The organism is Tundrisphaera lichenicola, assembly GCF_051175385.1.
In the GTDB taxonomy this organism is placed as follows: domain Bacteria; phylum Planctomycetota; class Planctomycetia; order Isosphaerales; family Isosphaeraceae; genus Tundrisphaera; species Tundrisphaera lichenicola.
On sequence record NZ_CP195106.1, the window covers coordinates 1633492 to 1658479 of the forward strand.

The window sequence follows — 24988 nt, forward strand, 5'->3', positions numbered from 1 at the left end:
AGATCCTCATCGAAACGATCGATCCGAGGATTCGCGAGCGGATGGCGAGCGACCCACGCCGTCTATCCAGCTGCTTTGCCCCCGAAAATCATCCGAAAGGAGACCGACCGTGGCTGAAGGGGAGAAGATCATCGGGATCGACCTGGGGACGACCAACAGCGTGGTCGCCGTGATGGAAGGTGGCGACGTTACGGTGATCGCCAACCAGGAGGGCAGCCGCCTGACCCCTTCGATCGTCGCATTCAATAACAAGGGCGAGACGCTCGTGGGTGATCCGGCCAAGCGCCAGGCCGTGACCAATCCCAGGGGGACGGTTTACTCGATCAAGCGGTTCATGGGACGCCGTCACGACGAGGTCAAGTCCGAAGAGAAAATGGTCCCCTATGAGGTTGTGGGCGGCTCCTCGGATTATGTGAAAGTCAAGGCATCGGGGAAGGAATATACCCCGCCGGAAATCTCGGCCTTGATCCTCCGGAAGCTGAAAGAGGCGGCCGAAAGCTACCTCGGGCACAAGGTCCGGAAGGCCGTGATCACCGTCCCGGCTTACTTCAACGATAGTCAGCGTCAGGCGACCAAGGATGCCGGGCAGATCGCCGGCCTGGAGGTCGCTCGAATCATCAACGAGCCGACCGCCGCCGCCCTGGCATACGGCCTCGACAAGAAGAAGAACGAGAAGATCGCCGTTTTCGACCTCGGGGGTGGGACCTTCGATATCTCGGTCCTTGACGTGGCCGACGGCGTCTTCGAGGTCCTCTCGACCAACGGCGACACTCACCTCGGCGGCGATGACTGGGACGAGGCGCTGATCAACCACATCGCCGATGAGTTCAAGAAGGAACAGGGAGTCGACCTCCGGAAGGACCAGATGGCCCTCCAGCGGCTCAAGGAAGCCGCGGAGAAAGCCAAGAAGGACCTCTCGTTCCAGACCCAGGCCGATATCAACTTGCCGTTCATCACGGTCAAGGATACCGTCCCGCAACACTTGACGATGACGATCAGCCGGAGCCAGTTCGAGCGGATCACCGACAGCCTCTTCGAGCGTTGCCGGGGGCCGGTCCTGAAGGCGTTGGAAGATGCCAAGTTGAAGCCCGGCGACATCGACGAGGTCGTCATGGTCGGCGGCTCGACCCGGATGCCGCGGGTCCAGGAGATCGTCAAGGGGATCTTCGGCAAGGATCCCCACAAGGGCGTGAATCCCGACGAGGTCGTGGCCATCGGCGCGGCGATCCAGGGTGCGGTGCTCACCGGCGACGTCAAGGACCTGCTCCTGCTCGACGTGACCCCGCTCTCGCTGGGCCTCGAGACCAAGGGGGGCGTGTTCACCAAGCTGGTCGAGCGGAACACCACGATCCCCACCGAGAAGAAGGAAACCTTCACCACCGCCGAGGACAATCAGACCGCTGTCACCATCGTCGTCTATCAAGGCGAGCGCCCGATGGCGGCCGACAATCGATTCCTCGGCAAGTTCGATCTTCAGGGCATCCCGCCGGCGCGTATGGGGACGCCCCAGATCGAGGTAACCTTCAACCTCGACGCTAACGGGATCCTGAACGTCTCGGCCAAGGACAAGGGAACGGGCAAAGAGCAAACCGTCCGGATCGAGGCCGGTGGCGGTCTCTCGAAGGACGAGATCGAACGGATGCAGCGCGACGCCGAGGCCCACGCCTCCGAGGACAAGAAGCGACGCGATCTGGCCGAGGCCCGGAACTCCGCCGAGCAGCGGGTCTACCAGCTCGAAAAGACCCTCGATGAGCACAAAGACAAGCTCTCCGATTCCGACAAGGAGGCCGTCCGGTCGGCCATCGAGAAGGTGAACGAGGCCAAGAAAGGGGAGGACGTCGCCGCCATCAATCTGGCCCTGGAGAACCTCGGACGCGCCAGCCAGGCGATGGCGGAACATATCTATGCCGCTTCCAACGCTGGCCCGGGTGCCCCGACCGATGGGGCGACCGCCGGGGCCGCCGCGGGCGGTGGGGGCAAACCCGACGATGTGATCGACGTCGAATTCGAAGAAAAGCAGTAAATTTCCCCCCCAAGGAAGCCACCGGGAGGGTGGGGCCGGACCGGTCCCGCCCTCCTTCCGCGTTCCTCGCCAGCGACCTCCGGAATGGTCAAGTTTACGTGGCTAAATGGTCGGCCGAGGATGTATCAGCCCCCCGAGGATCCAAGACGATGTCGCTCGAGAACGCCAGGGCGGTCTACCCGATCATGATCCAGCTAGCCCAGGACTTGTCTCAGGCCGCCAAGGAACGTCGCCCAGTGGTCTGGGTCTCGTATGACGATCTCTGCGTCCGTTGCAAGGAAGTCGGTGTCAAGGAAACGCCTCGAACCATCGCGACCAAGCTCCTCAAGCCCTTGCAGGCCCTCTGCCTGGAAAAGAGCCTTCCCGATCTCAGTGCGCTGATCATCCAGAAGCCCAAGCCCCGGAGTGACTTCGGCAATCTCCTCCGCCCCGTCGATGGTTGGTGGGAGCCTTACGTCGCCCGGAACATGGCCACGGTCGGCGACGTCTCATTTTGGTTCAAGGAATTTCAGAGCGCCCGCGATTACGCAGATTGGCCCGCCGAAGCCCCCTTCTGAACGAGGGGAGACCGTCGGATAATCTCGAGCGACCTTCCTCGGGTCATTCCTGCCATGGTGCGATCCTCGCCGTACCAGATCCCGGCCGATGGGTTATTCGGAGGCAGGCACGATGACCCTAAGCACGGTCGGAAGTGGGAAACAGGCAATCCTGAATTCCCCGATGTAATCGCTCACGACGGATTCCACTTCAAGCTGGGGCGTCCCATCGGCCTTCGATATTTGACAGTGAAGCTGGATCGGTCCTTTCGTCGGCGGCAAGCCATTCTCATTCAGACAGGACCATCGTGCCTGAGGCTCCACCCGGGTTGCTTCCTCGAACCGGACCTATTCTTCATGTCGCGTCCCGAGACTCAACCACCCGAGAATGAAGTCGATCCGCCTTTCCATATCGGGGACGAAATTCTCAAGGTATCCCGCACACGGATCAGCGGGGCGTTCGATTGACGATCCAGGATCGAGAGCAATCATCGAGCGGGGCATTCTCGATCGTGAGCAAGCCGCGACTTCGGGATCGATGAGACGGAGAGTCCTGGTCGGGCGCTGACCCGGACTCGAAGTCATTGCTTCGATGGATCGTGGTGGGCCCGCCTCCCCGAGTTGAGGCCTCGATGATGACGACTTATGCCGAGATCCTCCGGCGGGCCTGGCCGGTCTTCCTGGAAGCGACCCGGATGCGTCGGACCATCTCTTATTCCGAGCTGGCTGGTAGGATTGGCCCTCCCTGTACCGCTCGGGCCATCCATCGGCAACTCCTGAATCCACTCTCGGCTCGGTGTCGACTCTGGGATCTGCCCGACCTCCCCGCATTGGTCGTCCGGAAAGGGTCGGGCACACCGGGCGCCGGGTGGTTTGACCCGGCCGCCTCGGGTGACCCGATCGAACGATGGGCCGAGGCCGTGGCCCTCTGCTATCAGTATCGATGGCCCAAGCTCCCCGACCCAAGGCTGAGCGCCGGATCGGAGGAGCAGGAGTGACCCTTGAGAAATTGGTGAACCTCGGGGTCACTCACCGCGTAAGAGTGTCGTCGTCTTTCTCGACCAGGAAATTTATTTCACACCGACATCTACGGGAGGGCCAGGTTTTCCCATGCCATTCCGATTCGATAAGCTGACCCATAAAAGCCAGGAAGCGGTCCAGAAGTCCCAGGAGTTGGCCAAGGCTCGCGGCCATCAACGGCTAGAGCCGATGCATTTACTGGCGGCCTTGCTCGATCCCGAGCAAGCCGTGGTCCGCTCGATCCTGGGTCAGCTCGGGGTCGACTCGGGCCAGCTGCTCCGCGCGGCCGAGGAGGGGCTCAACGCTCTGCCGAAGGTTTCCGGCGGAGAGGTCTCGCTCGGGCCCGATCTCCAGCGAGCCCTGGACCTCGCCTCCAATGAGGCCGATCGGCTCGGCGATCAATTCGTCTCGGTCGAGCACCTCATGCTCGGCCTGCTCAAGGTACCCGGCAAGGCGAAAGGGCTCCTCGAAGCCCTGGGCGTCACCGAGGGGGATGTGCTCAAGGCTGTCCCGAAGGTCCGAGGGGGCCAGCGTGTGACCGATCAGAACGCCGAAGATAAATATCAGGCGCTCGAAAAATACGGCCGCGACCTGGTCGAAGCGGCCCGATCGGGCAAGATGGACCCGGTCATCGGACGAGACTCGGAGATCCGCCGGGTGGTCCAGGTCCTCTCGCGGAGGACCAAGAATAACCCGGTCCTGATCGGCGAACCCGGCGTGGGCAAGACGGCCATCGTGGAAGGGCTGGCCCAGCGGATCGTCTCGGGCGACGTCCCCGAGACGCTCCAGAACCGCAAGCTGATCGCGCTCGACATGGGGGCTTTGGTCGCTGGGACCAAGTTCCGTGGCGAGTTCGAGGAGCGGCTCAAGGCAGTCCTCACGGAGGTCACCAAGTCCGAAGGGCGGATCATCCTGTTCATCGACGAACTCCATCTGGTCGTCGGGGCGGGCAAGGCCGAAGGGTCTATGGACGCGGCCAACCTCCTGAAGCCGGCCCTCGCCCGGGGCGAACTCCGGTGCATCGGGGCGACCACGCTGGATGAGTTCCGCGAGAACATCGAGAAGGATCCCGCGCTGGAACGGAGGTTCCAGCCCGTCTTCGTCGGCGAGCCGACCGTCGAGGATACCGTGGCGATCCTCCGGGGGCTCAAGGAGAAATACGAGGTCCATCACAAGGTGAAGATTCGCGACTCGGCCCTCGTGGCCGCCGCCAAGCTGGCCTCGCGATACATCACCGACCGCTTCCTTCCCGACAAGGCCATCGACCTGGTCGACGAGGCCTCCAGCCGGCTCTCGATGGAACTGCAATCGGTCCCCACCGAGATCGACGTCCTCCAGCGAAGGCTCCTCCAGCTCCAACTGGCCCAGCGGATGCTGAAGGCCGAGACCGAGGAACACGCGCTCGATCGACTGGCGGAGGTCGAGGACGAGATCGAGAAGGTGGAGAAGGAACTTCAAGACCTCAGGGGCCAGTGGGAGGTCGAGAAGCTCGGACAGAGGAACGTCTCGACGCTCCGGCAGGACCTGGAGGCCGTGAAGATCTCGTTCAAGCAGACCATGGACGCCCTCCAGCAGAAGCAGATCCACGGCGAGGTCCCTCGCGAGGAGGAATTTCAGGCGCTAGCCCAGAAGGACGCCGAGCGGAAGCGGCTGGAAGAGCAGATCGCGCAGGTCGAAGCCCTGGGCGACACCGGGCCGAAGGAAGCTCACCGACTCCTGAAGAAAGAGGTTGACCCCGAGGAGATCGCCGAGGTCGTCAGCCAGTGGACCGGGATCCCGGTTGCCAAGATGCTCACGACCGAGCGGGAGAAGCTCCTCAAGCTGGAAGACCATATCCACCTCCGGATGGTCGACCAGGAAGATGCCGTACGGGCCGTTGCCAATGCCGTCCGCCGGAGCCGAGCGGGTTTGCAGGACTCGAACAAGCCGATCGGCTCGTTCCTCTTCCTTGGCCCAACCGGCGTCGGCAAGACCGAACTGGCCAAGGCCCTGGCGGAGTTCCTCTTCGATAGCGAGACCGCGATCGTCCGGCTCGATATGAGCGAGTTCGGCGAGCGGCATAATGTGGCTCGCCTGATCGGTGCCCCTCCGGGCTATGTCGGCTACGAAGAGGGTGGGCGACTGACCGAGGCGATCCGCCGCCGTCCTTATTCGGTCCTGTTGCTCGACGAGATCGAGAAGGCCCACCGCGACGTCTTCAATGTCTTGCTCCAGGTCCTGGACGACGGGCGTCTGACCGACGGCCAGGGCCGGACTGTCGACTTCCGGAACACCGTGATCATCATGACCTCGAATCTGGCCAGCCACCAGATCGCGGAGATGGCCGAGTCCGGCGATGAAAATCGGCTCCGGACGGCGGTCATGGACGTATTGAAGGCCGAGTTCCTCCCCGAGTTCCTCAACCGGATCGACGAGACGATCATCTTCCGACCGCTCGGCTTCCAGCACCTGACCAAGATCGTCGAGATCCAGCTCCGGAGGCTCGAAGCCCAGTTGACCGAAGCCGGGCTGACAATCCGCGTCTCGGACGCCGCCAAGGCCCAGATCGCCGAGGAGGGGTTCGATCCCGCCTATGGTGCCAGGCCCTTGAAGCGGGTTATCCAGCAGAGGCTGGCCAATCCCCTCTCGTCCTCGCTCCTGGAAGGCCGGTTCCCGCCCGGAAGCTCGATCTCGATCGACTGGGATGGAGATGAGTTCACTTTCCAGCCGGCCGAGCCCGTCTCCGCCGCCTGATCCTAGGCCGCCCGCCGAAAGGTCTCCGATCTCGAATGAACCCTCCCGGCGGCGCGGACGATTGCAGTTCCTCTAACTCAGAGTTCGGGACGATCCTGGGAATAGTCCCGAACTCCGAATCGGGGACTTGCGAAAGGGGAGTGCTTCTGGCTTGATGCTATGTTTCTCCATGTCGTGAGAAATCTCGACTCGGGATTGTCGATCAGGGTCCTTGACAGTTGGTCACGCGGCGTCGAAGATTCCGAGATCAGAATCCGATGTTCGGGAGGATTGATCCTGTCCGTCTCCCGAGCGAGCGGTTCTCGCAAGGCCCGATGGCTACGGGTCGGCCTGGGGACCACCGTCGGCGAACACTCCTATGGACCGACCCTCGACTATGCGTCGCGACGGCAAGAATCCGTCCTTCATCCAACTCAAGTGCGTCTGCGGTCGAAACCTGAGGGCGAAGCCCGATCAGGTGGGGACCGAGATCCGCTGCTGGGATTGTCAGACGCTGGTGACGGTCGCGGTTCCTCGCGAGAAGCAGAAGGTCGCGCGCGATTTCTGGGACGGGTTCTACGGCGTGATCAAGGGGCCGGGGCTCCGATCGGTCCTGGTTGCGGCCGTCCTGGTGACTCCCGCCTTCTGCATCCCCAGGTACGGGATCGCGGCCGCGGGCGTGATCCTGGCTTTCGAGGTGGCGTTCTATGGCGAGGTGATCCGGAGGGTCAGCCGGGTCGTACCGGATGATACGAAGCACGGCTGGAAAGAGACACTCCTGCCCCGCTCCTTCTCGAAGCCTCTCCTTTGGGCGTTGCTGGCTGCCGGGACAGTGTTCCCTCTCTGGGGGTTGAATCCCGGATTGCACCATTCTCCCCATTGGACTCGCCGGGGGATGCTGATTGCAGGGATGGCCTGGACACTCCTCCCCATCGGTCTCTTATTCGCTTACGCGTCGGACCGGACCGGGCGCCTGGGCATCAAGAAGTGCCTGGGTGTTTTGATCCGCCACCCCTTCGCCTCGGTCATGGCCCTGTCGATCATTCCTGCCACGCTGGTTGTGATCGATGCCGGTCTCGCGCTCGTGTTCTATTTCCAGAAGCACCTGCCGTTCTTCGCCCTCGAGTTCATGCCGGCTCCTCCCTTTCTTCGGCTACCCGACGGAGTGCCTCACTTCTACGGGGTGGACTTCCGTCGCTATCCACCCTCTCGGTTCTTCGATTCCTATTTCGAGGGACTACGCCACGGTTACACATTCACGGCCGCAATCCCGGCCTCGCTCTCGCTCCCGACGAGGACCGGACTCAATCCGTCCATCATCTACCTGAATCAAACCTTTTACTGGATCGCTCGGGTCTTCATCACGTTGGTGATCTCCATCTGCTTGATCACGGGATTCGCGGTCCAAGCGATGTGGCTTGGCGCGATCGCCGCAGTGGAGAAGAAGCGTCCGGCCTGACCGATACGGCCGGGCGAAGGATCTACGAAGACTCGGGGCTTTCCGATTGGATCAAAAAATGCAGACTACCAAGCGATGGGCCGCATGGCTTGTCTCCCTGGTCGCCGCAACCGCGACCCCGGCGATCCATCAAGCCGGCGCCGACGAGCGAGACCCTCTATCCAAGTCCGAGCCGATGCCCCTCTGGCCCGACGGACCTCCCGGCGTCGCCAAGGATCTTCCCGGCCCTGTTCCGACATATACCGTCTATTTGGCCCCGCCCGAGAAAGCCACAGGCGCATCGGTGGTGATCTGCCCCGGCGGAGGCTACGGCGGGCATGCGGACCACGAAGGCCGGCCGATTGCCGAGTGGCTCAATGGCCTGGGAGTGTCGGGAATCGTCCTCAAATATCGTCTCGCGCCGGGGTCGCACCATCCGGCGATGCTCCAGGATGCCGCTCGGGCGATCCGGACCGTTCGGGCCAATGCCGAGCAGTGGAAGCTCGACCCGAATCGGATCGGAGTCCTCGGTTTCTCGGCGGGGGGCCACCTCGCCTCGACCATCGCCACCCACTTCGACGCCGGCGATCCGAACTCTTCCGATCCGGTCGAACGCTTCAGCTCGCGACCTGATCGCGCCATCCTCATCTATCCGGTCATCTCACTGACCACGCCTTTTACCCATCAGGGCTCCAAGGACAATCTGCTCGGCCCGAACGCCTCTCCCGAACTGGCTGAGAGCCTCTCCAGCGAGCTGCAAGTCACACCCGAGACGCCGCCGACTTTCCTCGCCCATACGACCGAAGACACGGCCGTGCCCCCGGAGAACAGCCTGCTGTTCGCGATGGCGATGCGCAAGGCTGGGGTCCCGGTCGAGCTTCACCTCTTCGAGAAAGGTCCGCACGGGCTGGGCCTTGGTCGCGAAGGGTTTGCCTTCTCGGAGTGGCCAGGGCTCTGCGAGAAGTGGCTGGAAGGGCAGGGATTCCTGAAGAAGTAGTCCGATCGTGATCGATCCCCGGAACGAATTCGGTCCGGGGATCGTCGGGCGGCATTCCCCGACCGAGCGTTCAGGAATCGGCGAAGCGTTCCCTGGCGAGCAAGGCGGCCCCGAGAATCCCGGCGTCGTCTCCGAGTTCGGCCAGCTCGATCTTGATCTGATCTTCGGGGTCGACCAGGATCTGTTCGCGGGCCGAGTCGCGGACCAGGTTGAGGAACATCGGGCCAAGGGCCTCGGTCACCCCGCCGCCGATGACGACGATCTCGGGTCCGATCAGGTTCACGAGGCCCCCCAGGCCGAGCCCGAGGAAGTAGGCCGCCCGGTGGATCTCGCGGATGGCGACGTGATCCCCGGCGGCGAAGGCCGCGGCGATGTCGCCACTCTTGAGCTTGCCCGACTTCTTGTCGACCTTGGAGGCGAGCATCGACTCTTCGCCGTTCCGGGCGGCCTTCGTGACCCTTCGTGCGATAGCGCTCCGGCTGGAGAGGGCTTCCAGGCATCCTCTTCGGCCGCAACCGCACTTCGGACCGTCGGCCTTCACGACGATATGGCCGACCTCTCCCGCGTTGCCGGTCGCTCCCTCGAAGATTTTATCATCGAGGATCAGGCAGCCGCCGATCCCGGTCCCGACGAATGCCGCGAGGAGGCTTCGGTGTCCCCGGCCCGCGCCCAGGTGATACTCACCATAGCCGCCGACCCGGACATCGTTCTGCACGAGGACGGGCTTGCCCATGGCGGAGGTCAGGTCGGGCCCGAGCGGCCAGTTCTTGACATTCAAGTTGGCGCTGAAGGCGATCACGCCGGTCGCCGGATCGAGAGGACCGGGAGAGCCCACACCGATTCCAATAATCTGATCGCGGTGGACATTGGCCTCGGCGAGCGCCTGATCGATGCATGAGGTGATCGCCGCGAGGATCGCCAACCCACCGGCCTCGGCCGGGGTCGACCGTTTGGCCCGGCCCAGAATCTTGTTCTCGGCGTCGACCACACCCGCCAGGATCTTGGTCCCCCCCAGGTCCACGCCGACCACCGGGGCCATCCCGCCCATTCCCGCCATGAGTGTCTACCCCGTCCGGGTTCCGGAGGGCCGAGGGATCGGCCGACCTTGTTGTCGCCTCTTAACATCGGCCCCGCCGATCGACCGCGCCAGGATTCTCCATGCTTGGCGATTGCTCGGCTCTCGTCAAGTTATTGTGCGCCCGCGAATTCGGATTGATCGGTCGACTCGGGCGAGAGAATCAGCGAGGGGCTTGAAGTCTCGGAGAATCGCCCCGTCCCGCCTGGGACTCGCGGAGTTGCCGGTAAAGCTCGGCTTTGAGGTCGGCTACCAGCCTGACCCGGGCAATCTTCAAGCGATCATCGATCTGTCGGGACTCGCCAATCTCGTCGGCCCAGAGCGCGAGTCGGGCATGGTCTTTGATCCCGATCCTCCTCAGCCAGGAGGCCAGCTCGGCGATCTGAAAAGACTCGGCTTCATCGAGCCCCTCGATGATCCAGGCGACGAGCCGGTGGCGATCATCGACCGACAGGGCTGCGATCGGGAGCCTCTCCTTCCATCCGAGAACGATGGGCCAGCGGACGGCAGGCTCGTTCACGGCGTTCCGGAAATTGGTCAGCTCCTCCAGGCAACGCCAACGGGCCTTCCCCAGGGGCGATAAACCGGGCGACCCCCCCTCCGAAGTTGGGGCGAACCGAGCCCGGGAGCCCTCGACCCATCGTCGGACCTGGAACAGACGTCCCTCCGGGAACGGGGCCAGAGGGATCGTCCGCGCGAATCCATCTCGGAGATCATCCAGGCCCGAAGGGTCGAGAGCGTGGTCCCACCAGGGGAGGGGGGCCAGCGTTTCGAGGTCGGCCGAACAGCTCAGCACGCAGGCGGCCAGCCAGGGGCCTCTGGCCGCGTTCAGGAAGAGTTCGAAGAAACGCTCGGGCCGCCCTTGCTTGTCCAGCTTAAGATCCCACTGATTCAGGACCTCTGCGGCCGAGTCGGGCGCGATCTCGGCCAGTTCGCGACGGATGTCGGTGGTCAGGATTCGCCAGGCTCGCTGATGGCCTAGCAAGAAATTCCGGAGCGGCCAGGGGCCAGGGGGAGGATCGGTGAGACGGGCGGCGATCGCGCCGACCTCGGCCGCCAACCCGTCGGGCTCGAAGCCCCACTGATCCGAGACGAGATGAAGATGGTTGAGGATCTCACCCAGTCGATCGAACCAGTCGGATGGATCGGCGAGATAGGGGGCGAGCAATCGGGCCAGTGGCGCGGCCATCGATCGGAGCCCGGGCGTCCCCGGCTCGAACGCGCCTGGCCAGGAATTGCGGCACGCATCCAGCACGAAGGAGAGCCCTCCGGTCGCCGCGCGTTCGATCCGCGAGATCATGTGCCCGAGCATCAAGCCTCGCTGATCGGGCGGGACCGAGGGGACCGGGACATCCTGGAAGGCTCCCGGCTCGGTCGAGGAGAGTGCCCTGGCATACGCCAGGCAAGAGTCGATCCGAGCGGCCTGCTCCTCGGAGATCTCGCCGAGGCTCCGGGCCTGCTTCAACCAGGCGAGGACTCCCAGTTTTCGGTATTCGGGCGATCCGAGTCGTCGGAGGAGATCGAGGCCCGATGGAGTTCGCTTGAGGTAGGATTCTGCCCAGGTCGGGTCGTGCGGGCGGGGTGCGAGCGTCAACAACAGTCCCTCGATACCCCAACGGAAAGCCTCGTCCGGGAGGCCCGGCTCGCGGGTGACGTCCAAGATCGCGCGAGCCAGCGAGGCTCGGAGTGGCTCGGGAGTCCGGTCGTGGAGCGCGGTCCATTCCTCCTGACGACCGAGGTCGGCGAAGAGGGGCCGGAGCGCGGGGCCGAGCCAGATCGATGCCGCCTTTCCCCGACGCAAGGCCCAGGAGATTCCTTCGAAGCCCCCGTCCGGCTCGAATGCTCGGGTCAGCCAGCGGGCCAATCCCGGCAGAGCTTCGGTGCGATCGACCAGGCCCGACTCGATGGCGTCGAGGACCGCCGAGATTGCACCCCGGAGCGGTAAGGCCTCCTCGATGATCTCCCGGATCGGGGCCGGGTCGCTCCCCCCCAGAATCGCCGAGATTCGGGCGGTGGCCTCCATCGGAAGGAGCATCGCCCGATCGCAAGATGGCTCCTGATGAAGCCGGTCGAGCAAGCTGACGGCCCCTTCCGGTGTCAGCGACAGGATCAAGGCCCTGGCGAATGACGGGCGTGCCTGTTGGGGTGCGGCCCGGAAGGTCCGGAGGGCCGAATCCTCGCAATCGCGGGCCTCGGCATCGCGGAACCACGCACCGATGGCCCGGCCCCAGGCGGCATGATCCACTTCGAACTTCCATGCTTCTCGGAGCGTTGCATGGGCCACGAGGGCCGATCGGGCCTGGGCGATCGTCCGGCAAGAGCTGGCCTTGTCGATCCACCAGGAGGGGCCTCGGTGCCTGATCCATTCGTCGCCCGACCCGGCCCGCCTCGACCACTCGGCGTAGTCCCTCAAATTCTCCCAGGCCGAGGGATCGCCGGGCTGGGTCCGATCCCGATTCGCCCCGGGGAAGCCGAACAGGTGCCCGAGCCAGGCGTCGGACCAGGCCGATCCGTCCTCGGGATGTCGGGCGGTGCGGGCCCTTGTCTCGGTGGCCGACCAGTCGGCCTCGGCGACCGGATCGCGACGGACTAACCATCCGGCCAGGGTGGACGCCCAGGGGGCGGACTCGACCTCGGGCTCGAATTTGCCGGAGTTCCGATCGGCGATCACTCCCAGTGCCAGCAGGGAGGCTCGATTCGGGCGTGAGGCGTGGATAGTCCCCTGGATCCGGTAGCCTGGCAATTCCTCGGGCCGGTCGTGAAACGTGGAGAAGGTCAGGTCCGATCGGAAAGGTTCGGGGAAGGCGAAGGTCAGCAGGGCGATCAGCGGACCGAGCCGATCCGACTCGTCGACGATGAAAAGTGTCCGGCTTTCGCGGGTCACAAGTGCCATCGCGGTCAAGAGTCGGGAGAGGAAGGTGGGGTCGATTCCCTCGGCCAGCGCGGCAACGTTCGCGAAAATAGCCGAAATTTTGAGCACGTCGGGGGTCAATTCGACCTCTTCCGGCGGCCTCCCTCGGGTTGGATCGCGATCGGTCCGGCACCAGAGGTGACTCTCGAAAAGCCCGGCGGGCCATTGGCGGATCGGGTCGAGCTCTGCGACCTTGAGCCGAATCCCGTGGGCGAAGTGACCGCCGGGGCGGCCCCAGAGTCCACGCTCGGTCTCATATTCGTGAGAACGAGGCGTCAGCATCGCGATCTCGGCGAACTCTCCATCTCGTCGATATCGGAGGGTGGGCGGGGCGAGAGCCCGGCTTCCGCCCGGGAACGCCCGGAGGCCCAGGTGGCGGAAGTCGCCCGAGGCCGGGTATCCCGCGCTCATCCTCTTGACCTGGAATCCGTTGCTGGCTCCCAGGCCGTAGCCGACCGGGCATTGCGTGTAATAGATCTGATCCATGGATCGCGCCCGACTCCCAGCCCCCGACTCGACCGAGATCCATCATAGACCCGTCCACGCCCCGCGGGAATCGACGCCCCGGTTCGGTCGACCGTCGGATCATGCAGGTCGCGGAGGATCCATCCGGTCCGTATAATGCGATGACCCGACGACGAGGCCCCGGGACCGTCATTCCATGAGCATCGCCGATCCCGCCATCGACCCGGATAGGACCCTTCGCGAGCGGTTTGCACTGGAGCAGTTCCGGGCTGGCCAGCGCGAGGTGATCGATGACGTCCTTTCGGGTCGAGACGTCCTCTGCGTCATGCCCACCGGGGGTGGCAAGAGCCTTTGCTATCAGCTTCCGGCGCTCCTCCTCCCCGGCCCGACCCTGGTCGTCAGCCCGCTGATCGCCCTGATGAAGGACCAGGTCGACGCCCTGACCGAGCGAGGCCTTCGGGCCACCTTGCTCAACAGTTCGCTCGACCCCGCCGAGCAGAGGGCCAGGCTCCTGGAGATCGAGGCGGGGAAGTACGACCTCGTTTACGTCGCGCCCGAGCGGTTTCGGAGCCCTCGGTTCATCGAGACCATCACCAGGGTCCGCCCGTCCCTCCTGGCCGTCGACGAGGCGCATTGCATCAGCGAGTGGGGACACGATTTTCGACCCGACTATGCCAGGATCGGGCTGGCTCGCCGACTGATCGGCATGCCACCTTGCATCGCCCTGACCGCGACGGCCACCGATCTGGTCCGCCGAGACATCGCCGATCAGCTCGGACTGCGCGATCCGGCGTTGTATGTCACCGGATTCGACCGGCCCAACCTGAGCTACGCCGTCGTCGAGGCGCGGAGGGACGCCGACAAGCTTGTCGCGTTGGCCCGGACCCTCCGACGCTCTCCCGGTCCGGCGATCGTTTATGCTTCCAGCCGCGCCCGCTGCGAGTCCGTCGGGCAGTTTCTGGAAACCGAGCTACGCAAGCCGACCGTGATCTACCACGCCGGGCTGACCCGCGAGGAACGAACCGAGGCCCAGGAACGGTTCATGGGAGGCCAAGTCGAAGTGGTGGTGGCGACCAATGCGTTCGGGATGGGGGTCGACAAGGCCGATATCCGCTCGGTCATCCACTTCAACCTGCCGGGCACTCTCGAAGCCTATTATCAAGAGGCTGGCCGAGCGGGGAGGGATGGAAAGGACGCGAGTTGCATGCTCCTGTTCGCCCCCGGCGACCGGTACCTCCAGGAAATGTTCATCGAGAACGAGTATCCCCCCCCCGATGCTGTCTTCCGGGTTTATGAGTTCCTGCGGGGACTCGACGCCGATCCGATCGAGCTGACACATGCCGAGATCAAGGAGGCAACCCGACTCGACCTGAACGAGTCGGCCGTCGGCACGACCCTGAAGATCCTCGAAGGGGCGGGAGCGGTCGAACGGTTCCGCCCTCGCGACAACATGGCGATCGTCCGGATCATCGGCGAGCCCGACGACCCCAGCCTGCTCGACCGGGTGAACCCCAATGCCCCCGTCCAACTCCTGGTCCTCCGGGGGATCGAGGGTCTGGTCAATCGCAAGTTCGGCGAGTCGGTCTACTTCAACCCCGACGACTTCGCCGCCAAGCTCGGCCTCGACCGGACCGCACTGACCCGGGCGATCAAGCTCCTCTCGGCCGAATTGCCGATCGACTACGTCCCTCCATTTCGGGGCAATGCCGTCCGGGTCAATGACCGTACCAGGCGTCCCCGCGATCTCGTGATCGACTTCGCCTCGCTCGAAAAACGAAAGCAGCGCGAGTACGACAAGCTCGATCGGATGATCCGATACGCCCAGGAGACGACCTGCCGGAGGGCGTATATCCTGGGCTACTTCGGCGACACGAAAGTGACGAAGTGCGGCCGTTGCGACAATTGCGGGCCGGGCTCGGCCCGTCCCGAGGTCGCCGGTCGACCGATCGATACCGAGGGTGCCCGCGAGGTGATCCTCAAGGCGCTCTCGGGCGTCGCCCGGACCAAGGGCAGGTTCGGCAAGACGGTCGTCGCCCAGATGTTGACCGGCTCCTCGTCCGAGAAGATGGCCCGCTGGGGGCTGACCGATCTGAGTACGTTCGGGATTCTCGGAGGGTTCCGCCAGCCCGAGGTGGTCCAACTCCTGGATGCACTGGCCGCCTCGGGACTGGTCCAGTCGGAAGATGTTGATCGATTCCGGCCCATCATTTCCTTGACCGAAGAGGGACGGAAGCTCTGCAAGCACCCCCAGGGCACCTGGCCCGACCTGGCACTTCCCGAAGACTTGTACGCGAAGGTCCGATTCGGTGGAATGGAACGGCTCCCATCGAAGTCCGCGCCCCGTCCGGCCGGCGAATCTTCCGAAGAAATCGAGCCGGTTGAGTCTTTAACCGTCGAGGATGATCCTTCGAACGGGGATTATTCGGGCGACCCGTTGTACGAGAAACTCAGATCCATGAGGGCGGCCTGGGCGAAGGAGGCCGGGCAATCCGCGTTCACGATCTTCCCGAACAAGACGCTCGAAGCCCTCGTCCGGGAGCGTCCGGGCACTCCCGCCGGACTGGCTGCCGTGAAAGGCGTCGGCCCGGTGATTCGGGAACGCTATGGCGCGGCCTTGCTCGCCGCGATCTCCGATCATCAACAGTCTCGTCGGCCGGAACATAGTCCTGTCAATCTGAACATCGAGCCTCATCCGGGCCTTCCTCACGGAGACGAAATCCCGTCTCAGGCCACCGCCAGCGAGTTATCGGTCGACCACGAGATTTCGACCGAGGAGTGGACCTGGCGAGTCCTGGATCGGGGGTTCGGGCTCATCGAGGCCGCCGCGATTCGCGGCCTGCATCCGACCACGATCGTGGAGCACGCGCTCGTGATGGTACAGCGGGGGAATCCGGTCCCGATCGAATCCTTCCTCACCACCGAGACGATAGACCGGTGGGACGAATGGTCTCGGGATGGGGCGACCCAACCTCTCGAACCCGAACCCGTACGGGGACTCTGGGAACTTTTCCTCGCTTGCCGATCTTGAAGCTTCCTCCGGGAGCGAACCGACCATGAGCGAGCGATCCGGGATCACCGAAGCCCACACCATGCAGTGCATGGAGATCTGGGGCGGTAACAAGGCGGTTCAGAACGCGATCGCCACGCCCGGCCTCGATCTTTGGATCTTCAGCGAGCCCCATGGGGCCGACGTCCACGGAGGCGATGTCCATTATGTGACGCTCTGCGGGGGCGGGATCATCACCCGGCTGATCGTCGCGGACGTCTCGGGTCACGGCGAGTCGGTGTCCGAGTTTTCCCACGCCCTCCGAAAATTGATGCGACGAAACATCAACAGGAAGAGCCAGAAGGGACTGGTAAGGGCTCTCAACCGCCAGTTCACCGAACTGGCGCAACTCCGACGATTCGCAACCGCCGTGGTGGCCACTTACCTGGCCACGACCGACCGCCTGGCCGTTTGCAATGCCGCGCACCCACGGCCCCTGATCTACCGGGCCGCCGAGGCTCGATGGGCGATCCTCAAGCACGAGCCGGACGAATCGGCGATGAATCTACCGCTGGGGATCGACGAGGAATCGACCTATGACCAGTTCACCGTGAAGCTGGAAAAAGGCGACTTCGTCATTTTTTACACGGATGCCCTGACGGAAGCGATGAACACTTCGGGCGAGATGCTCGGCGAACAGGGATTGCTCGACCTGATTCATGGGCTCGATCTGGTCGAACCCAATCGGTTAGGACCCGTCCTCCTGGAGAAGATCCGAGGCTATCGTGATGGAGGACAGGCCGACGACGACGTGACTCTCGTGATCCTCCACCACAACGGGGGTCCGCCGCATCGCCTGTCGCTCGGCGAGAAGCTCGACGTTTACGCGAAGGTGTTCGGGCTCAAAAGTGTCTGAATCTGTGGAAAGAGGGGGGCTTGCTTTTGGTGGCCCCCCCTACGATGCATCATCGTTCGGATCGTATTTGCTTCAGGGATTCGGCCGATTTTCGAGCTTGCGGAGGGTCAATCGGGCCCAGTTCAGGGCTTGCTTGGCCGCCCTTTTCTGGATCACTTCGCGAGGCTGCTCGGGGCCAAGTTCGAGCTTCCGAGTGCGGATCTCGCCCCCGGTGGCCAGTCCGAGGTAAACCAGTCCGACCGCGTGAGGAGGGGTGTCGGTATCCGGCCCGGCGAAGCCGGTCACGGAAAGTCCCAGGTCGGCCCGGAAACGCTCCCGGACTCTCCGGGCCATCTCCCCGGCCACCTCGGCGCTCACGGCCCCGTGAGTCTTGATCATCGATGCGGGCAGGTCCAGGAGGTTGATCTTGGCCTCCGAGCCGTAGGTCACGAGACCGCCGGGGAAGGAGCGACTGACACCCGGGATCGATGTGAGCAGGTGGGCTACCAGTCCACCGGTGCAGGATTCGGCCGTCGCGATCGTCCGACCCGTCCGGTTCAACTCGCGGACGACGGCGTGGACGACGTCCTCGGCCCCTTCGCCGACGATCAACTCCTCGAATCGCTGGTAGATGAGCCGGGCGGTCGGCTCGATCATTTGGTTGGCTTCTTCCCGGGTGTCGGCCTCGGCGGCAATTCGGAAGCTGATGGTCGCCTCTGAGGCGGTGATCCCGACCTCGGGAGAACGATTTCTCGCGGTCAAGTCCAGGGCTTCGGCTTCGATCTCGGACTCTCCCTTGCCGAAGAGGTTGATCTTCCGCTGGACGATGCTTCGGGTGGCCACCCCCGATCGGGCCAGCCAGGGTACGACCTGCTCGTCGAACATCAACTTCAGTTCATTAGGCACACCCGGAAGGCACACGATCCGGGACCGACCCAACAACATGGCGATGCCCGGCGCCGTCCCGACGGCATTGGATAAGGCTTCGGCCCCCTCCGGCAAGAGAGCCTGGACCCGGTTACGATCGGGCATTTCCCGTTTACGCCGGGCGAATAATGACCTGATGGCTTCGAGCGAGTCGAGGTCTTCGACCAGGGGGACGCCCGAAACCTCGGCCATGGCCTGCCGGGTCAGGTCGTCTTGCGTTGGACCAAGCCCACCGCTGGTCACCACCAGGTCCGCACGATTGATCGCGATCCTGAGAACTTCGACGTTCTCTCTCAGATCATCACCGAGGGCCGTGTGATAGTGGACGGGGATGCCGATGGCCCCGAGCGATTGGCTCAACCACTGGCTGTTCGTGTCGAGCGATTGGCCACTCACCAACTCGCTACCGATTGCGATGACTTCCGCCTTCATACCGCCTCCTGGTCGCCATTGCGTCGTCGAACCTGGCGAGCCGACTAATCTATCCGAGGAGAACCCCGCGGGCCTACCGGGTGTCCGGAAGTCCATCGGGCGGATTTATCCCGGTGCCGCCGCTTCGGGCTCACGCGGGATCGTCGGCTATGTTGTAATAGATCAACCCGCGGTTCGCTCGGGCCGCGAGAAGGTGGGGTTCGACTCCCCCGGTCCCCTCGACTCCCTCGGGAGGAATTGCATGGGTGGCTGCGTCCTCGATCGACCGACCCTGGTACTCAATCGCAACTGGATGCCCGTCAACGTCGCGACCGTTGCCCGATCGCTGACGATGCTCTGGAACGAGACGGCGCATGTGGTCGATCCCGATGATTTCCGACTCTACACCTGGGCCGACTGGTCCCGGATGGCTCCGCGCCAAGGCGAGCCGTTCATCAGGACCGTCTCGTTTCACATGAGGGTTCCCGAGGTCCTGACCCTGACCCGCCACGAGAAACCGAGATCCAACGCCGTCACCTTCAGCCGGAGGAACGTCTTCAAGCGAGATCATTCGACCTGCCAGTATTGCGGGATCCAGCCCGGGACCGAAGAATTGACGATCGACCACGTCATTCCCCGCTCTCGAGGAGGGGCAACCACGTGGGAAAATTGCGTGCTGGCCTGCGTCGCATGCAACGCCCGGAAGGCCAACCGGACCCCCGAGCAGGCCCACATGAAACTCCGGAAGACCCCGATTCGACCCGCCTGGAAGCCGTTCTACGACAACTCTTCGGTGAGGATCGAGAGCTGGTCGCGGTTTCTCAGCGAGGCCTACTGGAATGTTCCAATCGACGATCTTCGTTGAGTGAGGATCGATTTCAGGATTCATGCATTTCGGATTTCAACGCAGCATTCTCCTCGTTGATGGGACCGAGATCAGCGATCCGGAATGCTGGTTCTCAGAAAAGCATTCTGCACCGAGATCCGAAAGAGACCACCGAATGAAGTATCTGGTGACCGGCGGCGCGGGATTCATCGGAAGCCACCTGGCCGAGAGGCTCCTGGCGGGGGGGCATCGCGTCCTGGTGCTGGACGACCTGAGCACCGGCCGATTCGAGAACATCGCCGGGCTGGAAGGGCGTCCAGGGTTCGAGCTCCGCGTCGCCAGTGTGACCGATTCTGCGGTCGTCGAGCGCTGCGTGATCGAGTCGGAGGCCGTGTTCCACCTGGCCAGCGCGGTCGGGGTTCGGCTCGTGGTCGATCAACCGGTCAGGACGATCGAGACGATTGTGGGCGGCACCGACAACATCCTCCGGTCGTGCGCTCGCTATCGACGTCCCGTCCTGTTGACTTCCACGAGCGAGGTTTATGGTAAGAGCGAGAAAATTCCCTTCGCCGAAGGGGACGATTGTGTGATCGGGCCGACCACCACCCGTCGATGGGCCTACGCCTGTGCCAAGGCCCTGGACGAGTTCCTGGCCATGGCCCACTGGAATGAGTCGCGGCTTCCCGTGGTGATCGCCCGACTCTTCAACACCGTAGGCCCCCGACAAACGGGTCGGTACGGGATGGTGATCCCTCGGTTCATTCAGCAGGGGCTGGCCGGTGAGCCTTTGACCGTCTACGGCGATGGGACGCAGAGCCGATCCTTCGCTCACGTGTCCGACGTGGTCGGGGCCCTGGTCGGGCTGATGGAGAAGCCGGAAGCCCGGGGAGACGTCTTCAATATCGGGAATGCCGAAGAGGTGACGATCCTCGAGCTGGCCGAGAAGATCCGAGTACTCACCGGCTCGCGGAGCAAGGTTCGTCTGGTTCCGTATGGAGAGGCCTACACGGCGGGCTTCGAAGATATGATCCGTCGAGTCCCGGACATTTCCAAAATCGGCAGGCTGATCGGCTACCGTCCCACTCGAAATCTCGATGCGATCCTCCGGGACGTCCTGGCCGAGATGATGACCGGACCGGGTGACGCTCGGTCCTGAGAAAGCGGACTCCCCGGCACTCGTCGAATCCGATAGTCTAGAGGTTGACCGCCACCGACGCCTCGCGTCATCGATCGGTCGAGGCCGGGGAATCACGCCATGGACGCCAGCACATCGACCGATCAGATTGGTTCAATCCGCGATTATTTCCAGGACGACCCCTCGCGGATGACCATGATGGCCGCCCGCAAATTCGGGGTGCCCGAGCAGGCGGTCGTCGACGCCCTCGTCGGGCAGTGGCCGATCACCAGGCTTCGCGACGAAGTCTTCCGCGACCTGATGGAAGCCCTCCCTTCCCTGGGGGTCATGAGGGTCTTCGTCAGGAGCCGCGCCGCGGTGATCGAGTCGGTCGGAGTCTTCGGCGGTTACAGCGAGACCGGTCCGTTCTACAACGTCCAGACCGATACGCTCGACATGCACATCCTCCATGCCGAGCTGGGACCGATCTACTCGGTTCGCAAGGTCGGTCACGATTCCGATTTCGTGACCCACTCGTTCCAGTTTTTCGATAAGTCCGGCGATGCCGCTTTCAAGGCGTATCTCTGGGAGGATTATCCCAAGGTCCCGGCCGCGACGGTTGAGGCCTTTCAGGACCTGACCCGCCGTTTCTCCCAGCCCTGACTCCGGCCGACCTGGAGGTCCGATGACCGCCGACGGCCCTTTTGAAGATCCCCGGATGCGCGGATTCCGATCGCGGGTTTCGGTGGAGGCCGTCGTCAAGGTCATCGATACCCGAATTGTCCGGCTCGAACCGGAATCAGTCACCCTCGATCACCTGGCGGGACGTGTCCTCTCGGCCGGTGTGACTTCTTCCGTCTCGGTCCCGGCTTTCGACCGGGCGGCCATGGATGGGTACGCGCTCCGAGGCGAGGAAACTTTCGGGTCGGATGCTTACAACCCGATTTCTTTTCAGGTCGTCGGTCGGGTCCGACCCGGAAAGGAACCGGACCATGTCGTCGGGGCCGGTGAGGCCTCCGAAATCGCGACGGGAGCCCCTTTGCCCTCGGGGGCCGACACGGTCGTGAAGGTGGAGGCCACCGAATTTGAAGGCTCCATCGTGCGAGTCTTCGAACCCACGCCACCGGGTCGACACGTCGGTCTTCGGGGGGAGGATATTTCCAGGGGGACGGAGGTCTTGCGAGCTGGTCGAGTCCTCCGCCCGCAGGATCTCGGGATCCTGAGCGCGATCGGGGCGGGCCGAGTCGAGGTCATCCGGCGACCTGAAGTGGTCATCCTGGTGACTGGGGATGAGCTTTTGCCGAGCGGTCGGGCTCCCGAATCGAATATGATTGCCGATGCCAACTCGCCGATGCTGGCAGCCCTGGTCCGTCGCGATGGGGGGATCCCTCGGGTCATCGGGCCTTTGCTGGATGATCGCAAAGGGATTCGGTCGTCCATGCTCGATGCTTTGAAGAACTCCGACTGCTTGATGATTTCCGGAGGAAGCTCGACCGGGCCGGAAGATCATGCTCCGGGTTTGCTGGCCGAACTCGGCGAACTCACAATTCATGGAATCGCGATCCGGCCCGCGAGTCCGGCCGGACTGGGTTTCGTCGGCCGGGTTCCGGTGGTCCTCCTGCCGGGTAACCCGGTGAGTTGCCTCTGCGCCTACGACTTCTTCGCGTGTCCGATCGTCCGGAGGTTGGGAGGGCGTTCGAGTGCATGGCCCTACCGGGCGTCCGTACTTCCCCTGGCACAGAAGTTATCCTCGGTCGTCGGTCGGGTCGATTATGCTCGGGTTTCGATCGATCGGGGACAGGTCGTCCCGATGGCGATCAGCGGGGCCTCGATCCTCTCCAGCACCACCCGAGCCGATGGCTTCGTGGTGGTCCCTTCCAACCTGGAAGGCTATCCGGCAGGGTCCTCGGTCACGGTCTGGCTTTACGATCAGGACGGTTGATCTCCCATGCCTCGAGAGCAAGAGCAATTCCTGGATGTGATCGACCGAGACACCGCCGAATCTCGGTGGTGGGCCGTGATCCGGAGGGACGTCCTCCAGGCGACCGAGATCGTACCCTTGTCTGGCTTGCTCGGGAGGGTCCTCTCGAACGACGTAAGGGCCGAGGTTGACGTGCCGTTCTTCGATCGGTCGAACGTCGACGGCTACGCGGTCCGGGCCGAGGAGACGTATGGGGCCTCGGAGGATTCGCCCCGGACTTTCCGGTTCAACCCCGAGGAAATTGCGACCGGCGTGGAGCCCCGGATCGTTGTGGGCTCGGGCACCGCAACCCCGATCGCGACCGGGGCGATGCTCCCCCGTGGGGCCGACTCGGTGGTGATGCTCGAGCATGCTCGGGTCGGGCTCGATGGCGAGACGCTCAACGTCCAGCGACCGGTCACGCCGGGCTCGGGAGTGAGCTTCGCGGGGACCGACATGTCCTTGGGTGAGTTGGTCCTCCGCAAAGGAACCCTACTGACCTCGCGAGAGACCGGCGTCCTGGCGGCGATCGGCTGTTCCTCCGCATGGGTCGTCCGTCGCCCCTCGGTCGCGATCATCTCGACCGGCGATGAATTGGTCGAACCCGGCCAGCCAATCACTCCGGGCCTGGTTTTCGACAGCAACGCGACCATGCTGGCCGACGCCGTCCGCGAGCAAGGGGGCGACCCGGTGATGATCGGGATCGTCGGCGACGACGAGAAGGATCTGGAGTCGGCGTTCGCCCTCGCCCTGGCCTCGGACGTGGTGATCCTGAGCGGGGGGACCAGTAAAGGGATGGGCGATCTCTCGTATCGGGTCCTTGCCAGGAGGACACCCGGGATCGTGGTTCACGGAGTCGCGCTCAAGCCGGGCAAACCGATCTGTCTGGGAGCCGTGGGCACCTCTCCCGTGGTAATCCTCCCAGGATTCCCAACCTCGGCGATCTTCACCTTCCACGAATTCGTAGCCCCCGTGATCCGTCAGATGGCGGGTCTTCGCTCCGAAGCTCGCGATACCATCCCCGCGAGACTGCCCGCGCGGTTCAACAGCGAGATCGGTCGGACGGAGTACGTCCTGGTCAACCTCGTTGAAGGTCCTGACGGGACGTCCGCTTATCCGCTGGGCAAAGGGTCGGGCTCGGTCACGACATTCGCCAAGGCCGACGGGTTTGTGACCATCCCGCGCAATCGGGAATTCCTCAGCTCGGGTGAAAGGGTCGAAGTCATCCGGCTCGGCCGGGGGACCGAACCGGCGGCATTAGTTGCGATCGGATCCCAATGCTGGGGGCTGGATATACTGCTAGGCGAGGTCCAGAAACGCGGATTTCCTGTTAAATCAATCTGGGTCGGTTCGCAAGGGGGACTTCTGGCGGCGGGGCGCGGCGAATGCGACCTGGCGGGCATTCACCTCTTGGACCCGGCGTCGAACGAATATAACCGGCCGTTTCTGCCGCCCAATGTTCGACTCTTGCCCGGTTATGGTCGAATGCAGGGGATTGCTTATCGGGAGGGGGATCGGCGGTTCGATGGAAAAAGCGTCGCCGAAGCCATCGAAGCTGCATTTGCTGATCCCGATTGCCAGATGGTCAATCGGAACCGAGGGAGCGGGACACGGGTCTTGATCGACGAATTACTCGGAGGTCGTAAGCCATCCGGATATGCGGTCGAACCCAGGTCGCATAACGCCGTGGCGGCGGCCGTCGCCCAGGGAAGGGCGGACTGGGGGCTGGCGATCGATGGAGTAGTGAGTGCCTACAACCTGAAATTCATCCCGGTTCGCGAGGAGCGATACGACTTCGCGATCCCGCAATCGCGATGGGACCGGCCATCGGTCGTCGCGTTCCGCGAGATCCTCGACCAGCCGTGGATCCGGACGAATCTGGCCCAGCTCTCGCTCCGGATCGAAGGAGGATACGATTCATGATCCCAGGGGCCGTGGTACTCTGCGGCGGTCTGAGCCGGAGGATGGGGCGACCCAAGGCCTGGCTCCCGTTCGGGCCAGAGTTCATGTTGCAACGGGTGGTCCGTTTGGTCGCAGAGGCCGCCGGTCCGGTCGTGGTGGTCGCCGCGCCGGGGCAGGATCTGCCGGAATTGCCCCGAGGAGTGGCCGTGGTCCGCGATCCGGTTTCGGATCGAGGTCCACTCCAGGGACTCGCCGCCGGGCTGTCCGCCCTCCCGGAATCGGTCGAACTCGCGTATGCCTCGGGGACTGATGTCCCATTTCTCCAACCTTTGTGGATCAGTAGACTGGTCGATTTGATCGGCGATCACGACCTGGCGATCCCTGAAATCGGCGGATTTCTCCACCCGCTCGCGGCGCTCTACCGGAGGGCGACCGTGCTTCCTGCGATTCAATCGTTGTTGAGCGAAAATCGGCTTCGCCCCGTCTATTTGCTGGAAGTCGTCCGTTCACGGGTGCTCGACGAATCGACGATGTCGATCATCGACCCCGAACTGGCCACTCTCAAAAATCTCAATCGTCCCGAAGACTACCAGCAGGCCCTGATCGATGCCGGCCTGGCCCGGGATTCGCTCGAAAAATAAGAAGAAGTGATCGCGACCGATTTCGATCCTCGCGGGAGCCTGTTGGCTCATTACCACCGAATCGGACCGGTGATCGGTCGTGGAAGGACCTCTGGGTCGCCAGCGAGCCGGAAATCCGATAAACTGAAAAGAATTGCGTCCAAGTCCGG

17 protein-coding genes are annotated in these 24988 nt (G+C 63.6%); 14 read left to right on the forward strand and 3 right to left on the reverse strand.

Features of this window, described 5'->3' with window-relative positions:
- Positions 1–109 precede the first annotated feature (109 nt).
- From dnaK to P12x_RS06410, 6 genes are all read left to right on the forward strand, one after another.
- The gene (dnaK, locus tag P12x_RS06385; RefSeq protein WP_435010057.1) at positions 110–2023 is read left to right on the forward strand and encodes a molecular chaperone DnaK; all 1914 of its coding nucleotides are present in this window, start codon (positions 110–112) and stop codon (positions 2021–2023) included.
- Between the two features lie 149 nt (positions 2024–2172).
- Entirely contained in the window at positions 2173–2580 is a 408-nt protein-coding gene (locus P12x_RS06390; protein WP_435010058.1) for a hypothetical protein, read from the forward strand.
- A gap of 611 nt (positions 2581–3191) precedes the next feature.
- Entirely contained in the window at positions 3192–3557 is a 366-nt protein-coding gene (locus tag P12x_RS06395) for a hypothetical protein (RefSeq protein WP_435010059.1), read from the forward strand.
- A 112-nt stretch (positions 3558–3669) separates the two neighbouring features.
- A complete protein-coding gene (gene clpB / locus P12x_RS06400; protein ID WP_435010060.1) occupies positions 3670–6312 on the forward strand; it encodes an ATP-dependent chaperone ClpB in 2643 nt (880 codons plus the stop codon).
- Between the two features lie 358 nt (positions 6313–6670).
- Positions 6671–7750, forward strand: coding sequence for a hypothetical protein (locus P12x_RS06405; RefSeq protein WP_435010061.1), 1080 nt, complete (start codon positions 6671–6673; stop codon positions 7748–7750).
- 58 nt (positions 7751–7808) lie between these two features.
- Positions 7809–8726: an alpha/beta hydrolase gene (locus P12x_RS06410; RefSeq protein WP_435010062.1), complete on the forward strand. Its 918-nt coding sequence runs from the start codon at positions 7809–7811 to the stop codon at positions 8724–8726.
- 70 nt (positions 8727–8796) lie between these two features.
- On the opposite strand, the gene P12x_RS06415 is transcribed toward P12x_RS06410, so the two are convergent.
- Together P12x_RS06415 and P12x_RS06420 are read right to left on the reverse strand one after the other, a co-directional pair.
- The gene (locus P12x_RS06415) at positions 8797–9783 is read right to left on the reverse strand and encodes an ROK family protein (RefSeq protein WP_435010063.1); all 987 of its coding nucleotides are present in this window, start codon (positions 9781–9783) and stop codon (positions 8797–8799) included.
- Positions 9784–9964: 181 nt separating this feature from the next.
- Entirely contained in the window at positions 9965–13198 is a 3234-nt protein-coding gene (locus tag P12x_RS06420; RefSeq protein WP_435010064.1) for a hypothetical protein, read from the reverse strand.
- 175 nt (positions 13199–13373) lie between these two features.
- On the opposite strand from P12x_RS06420, the gene P12x_RS06425 reads away from it, so the two are divergent.
- Together P12x_RS06425 and P12x_RS06430 are read left to right on the forward strand one after the other, a co-directional pair.
- Positions 13374–16205 carry a RecQ family ATP-dependent DNA helicase gene (locus P12x_RS06425; RefSeq protein ID WP_435010065.1) on the forward strand — a complete coding sequence of 944 codons (2832 nt, stop codon included), beginning with the start codon at positions 13374–13376 and terminating at the stop codon, positions 16203–16205.
- A gap of 25 nt (positions 16206–16230) precedes the next feature.
- A complete protein-coding gene (locus tag P12x_RS06430; RefSeq protein ID WP_435010066.1) occupies positions 16231–17079 on the forward strand; it encodes a PP2C family protein-serine/threonine phosphatase in 849 nt (282 codons plus the stop codon).
- Positions 17080–17151: 72 nt separating this feature from the next.
- Here the strand turns inward: P12x_RS06430 and P12x_RS06435 are convergent, their stop codons facing one another.
- Positions 17152–18417, reverse strand: a complete 1266-nt coding sequence (locus P12x_RS06435) for a competence/damage-inducible protein A (protein WP_435010067.1) — start codon at positions 18415–18417, stop codon at positions 17152–17154.
- A 241-nt stretch (positions 18418–18658) separates the two neighbouring features.
- On the opposite strand from P12x_RS06435, the gene P12x_RS06440 reads away from it, so the two are divergent.
- The 6 genes from P12x_RS06440 to mobA all read left to right on the forward strand — a co-directional run bounded on the left by P12x_RS06440 (position 18659) and on the right by mobA (position 24839).
- Positions 18659–19261: an HNH endonuclease gene (locus P12x_RS06440; RefSeq protein WP_435010068.1), complete on the forward strand. Its 603-nt coding sequence runs from the start codon at positions 18659–18661 to the stop codon at positions 19259–19261.
- 136 nt (positions 19262–19397) lie between these two features.
- Positions 19398–20378 carry an NAD-dependent epimerase/dehydratase family protein gene (locus P12x_RS06445; protein ID WP_435010069.1) on the forward strand — a complete coding sequence of 327 codons (981 nt, stop codon included), beginning with the start codon at positions 19398–19400 and terminating at the stop codon, positions 20376–20378.
- A 99-nt stretch (positions 20379–20477) separates the two neighbouring features.
- Positions 20478–20999 (forward strand): ChuX/HutX family heme-like substrate-binding protein, encoded by a 522-nt coding sequence (locus tag P12x_RS06450; RefSeq protein ID WP_435010070.1) that lies wholly within the window; start codon positions 20478–20480, stop codon positions 20997–20999.
- 55 nt (positions 21000–21054) lie between these two features.
- Positions 21055–22278: a molybdopterin molybdotransferase MoeA gene (locus tag P12x_RS06455; protein ID WP_435010071.1), complete on the forward strand. Its 1224-nt coding sequence runs from the start codon at positions 21055–21057 to the stop codon at positions 22276–22278.
- A gap of 6 nt (positions 22279–22284) precedes the next feature.
- On the forward strand, positions 22285–24219 hold the full coding sequence (locus P12x_RS06460; protein WP_435010072.1) for a molybdopterin biosynthesis protein: 1935 nt from the start codon (positions 22285–22287) through the stop codon (positions 24217–24219).
- Positions 24216–24839: a molybdenum cofactor guanylyltransferase gene (gene mobA, locus P12x_RS06465; RefSeq protein WP_435010073.1), complete on the forward strand. Its 624-nt coding sequence runs from the start codon at positions 24216–24218 to the stop codon at positions 24837–24839. Before P12x_RS06460 ends, mobA begins: the two co-directional genes overlap by 4 nt.
- Positions 24840–24988 lie beyond the last annotated feature (149 nt).

Coding starts and splice junctions, on each gene's coding strand:
- P12x_RS06395 (WP_435010059.1), top strand. CDS start 3,192: ATGATGACGACTTATGCCGAGATCCTCCGGCGGGCCTGGCCGGTCTTC.
- clpB (WP_435010060.1), top strand. CDS start 3,670: ATGCCATTCCGATTCGATAAGCTGACCCATAAAAGCCAGGAAGCGGTC.
- P12x_RS06415 (WP_435010063.1), bottom strand. CDS start 9,783: ATGGCGGGAATGGGCGGGATGGCCCCGGTGGTCGGCGTGGACCTGGGG.
- P12x_RS06410 (WP_435010062.1), top strand. CDS start 7,809: ATGCAGACTACCAAGCGATGGGCCGCATGGCTTGTCTCCCTGGTCGCC.
- mobA (WP_435010073.1), top strand. CDS start 24,216: ATGATCCCAGGGGCCGTGGTACTCTGCGGCGGTCTGAGCCGGAGGATG.
- P12x_RS06450 (WP_435010070.1), top strand. CDS start 20,478: ATGGACGCCAGCACATCGACCGATCAGATTGGTTCAATCCGCGATTAT.
- P12x_RS06390 (WP_435010058.1), top strand. CDS start 2,173: ATGTCGCTCGAGAACGCCAGGGCGGTCTACCCGATCATGATCCAGCTA.
- P12x_RS06445 (WP_435010069.1), top strand. CDS start 19,398: ATGAAGTATCTGGTGACCGGCGGCGCGGGATTCATCGGAAGCCACCTG.
- P12x_RS06430 (WP_435010066.1), top strand. CDS start 16,231: ATGAGCGAGCGATCCGGGATCACCGAAGCCCACACCATGCAGTGCATG.
- P12x_RS06455 (WP_435010071.1), top strand. CDS start 21,055: ATGCGCGGATTCCGATCGCGGGTTTCGGTGGAGGCCGTCGTCAAGGTC.
- P12x_RS06440 (WP_435010068.1), top strand. CDS start 18,659: ATGGGTGGCTGCGTCCTCGATCGACCGACCCTGGTACTCAATCGCAAC.
- P12x_RS06420 (WP_435010064.1), bottom strand. CDS start 13,198: ATGGATCAGATCTATTACACGCAATGCCCGGTCGGCTACGGCCTGGGA.
- P12x_RS06425 (WP_435010065.1), top strand. CDS start 13,374: ATGAGCATCGCCGATCCCGCCATCGACCCGGATAGGACCCTTCGCGAG.
- P12x_RS06435 (WP_435010067.1), bottom strand. CDS start 18,417: ATGAAGGCGGAAGTCATCGCAATCGGTAGCGAGTTGGTGAGTGGCCAA.
- P12x_RS06460 (WP_435010072.1), top strand. CDS start 22,285: ATGCCTCGAGAGCAAGAGCAATTCCTGGATGTGATCGACCGAGACACC.
- P12x_RS06405 (WP_435010061.1), top strand. CDS start 6,671: ATGGACCGACCCTCGACTATGCGTCGCGACGGCAAGAATCCGTCCTTC.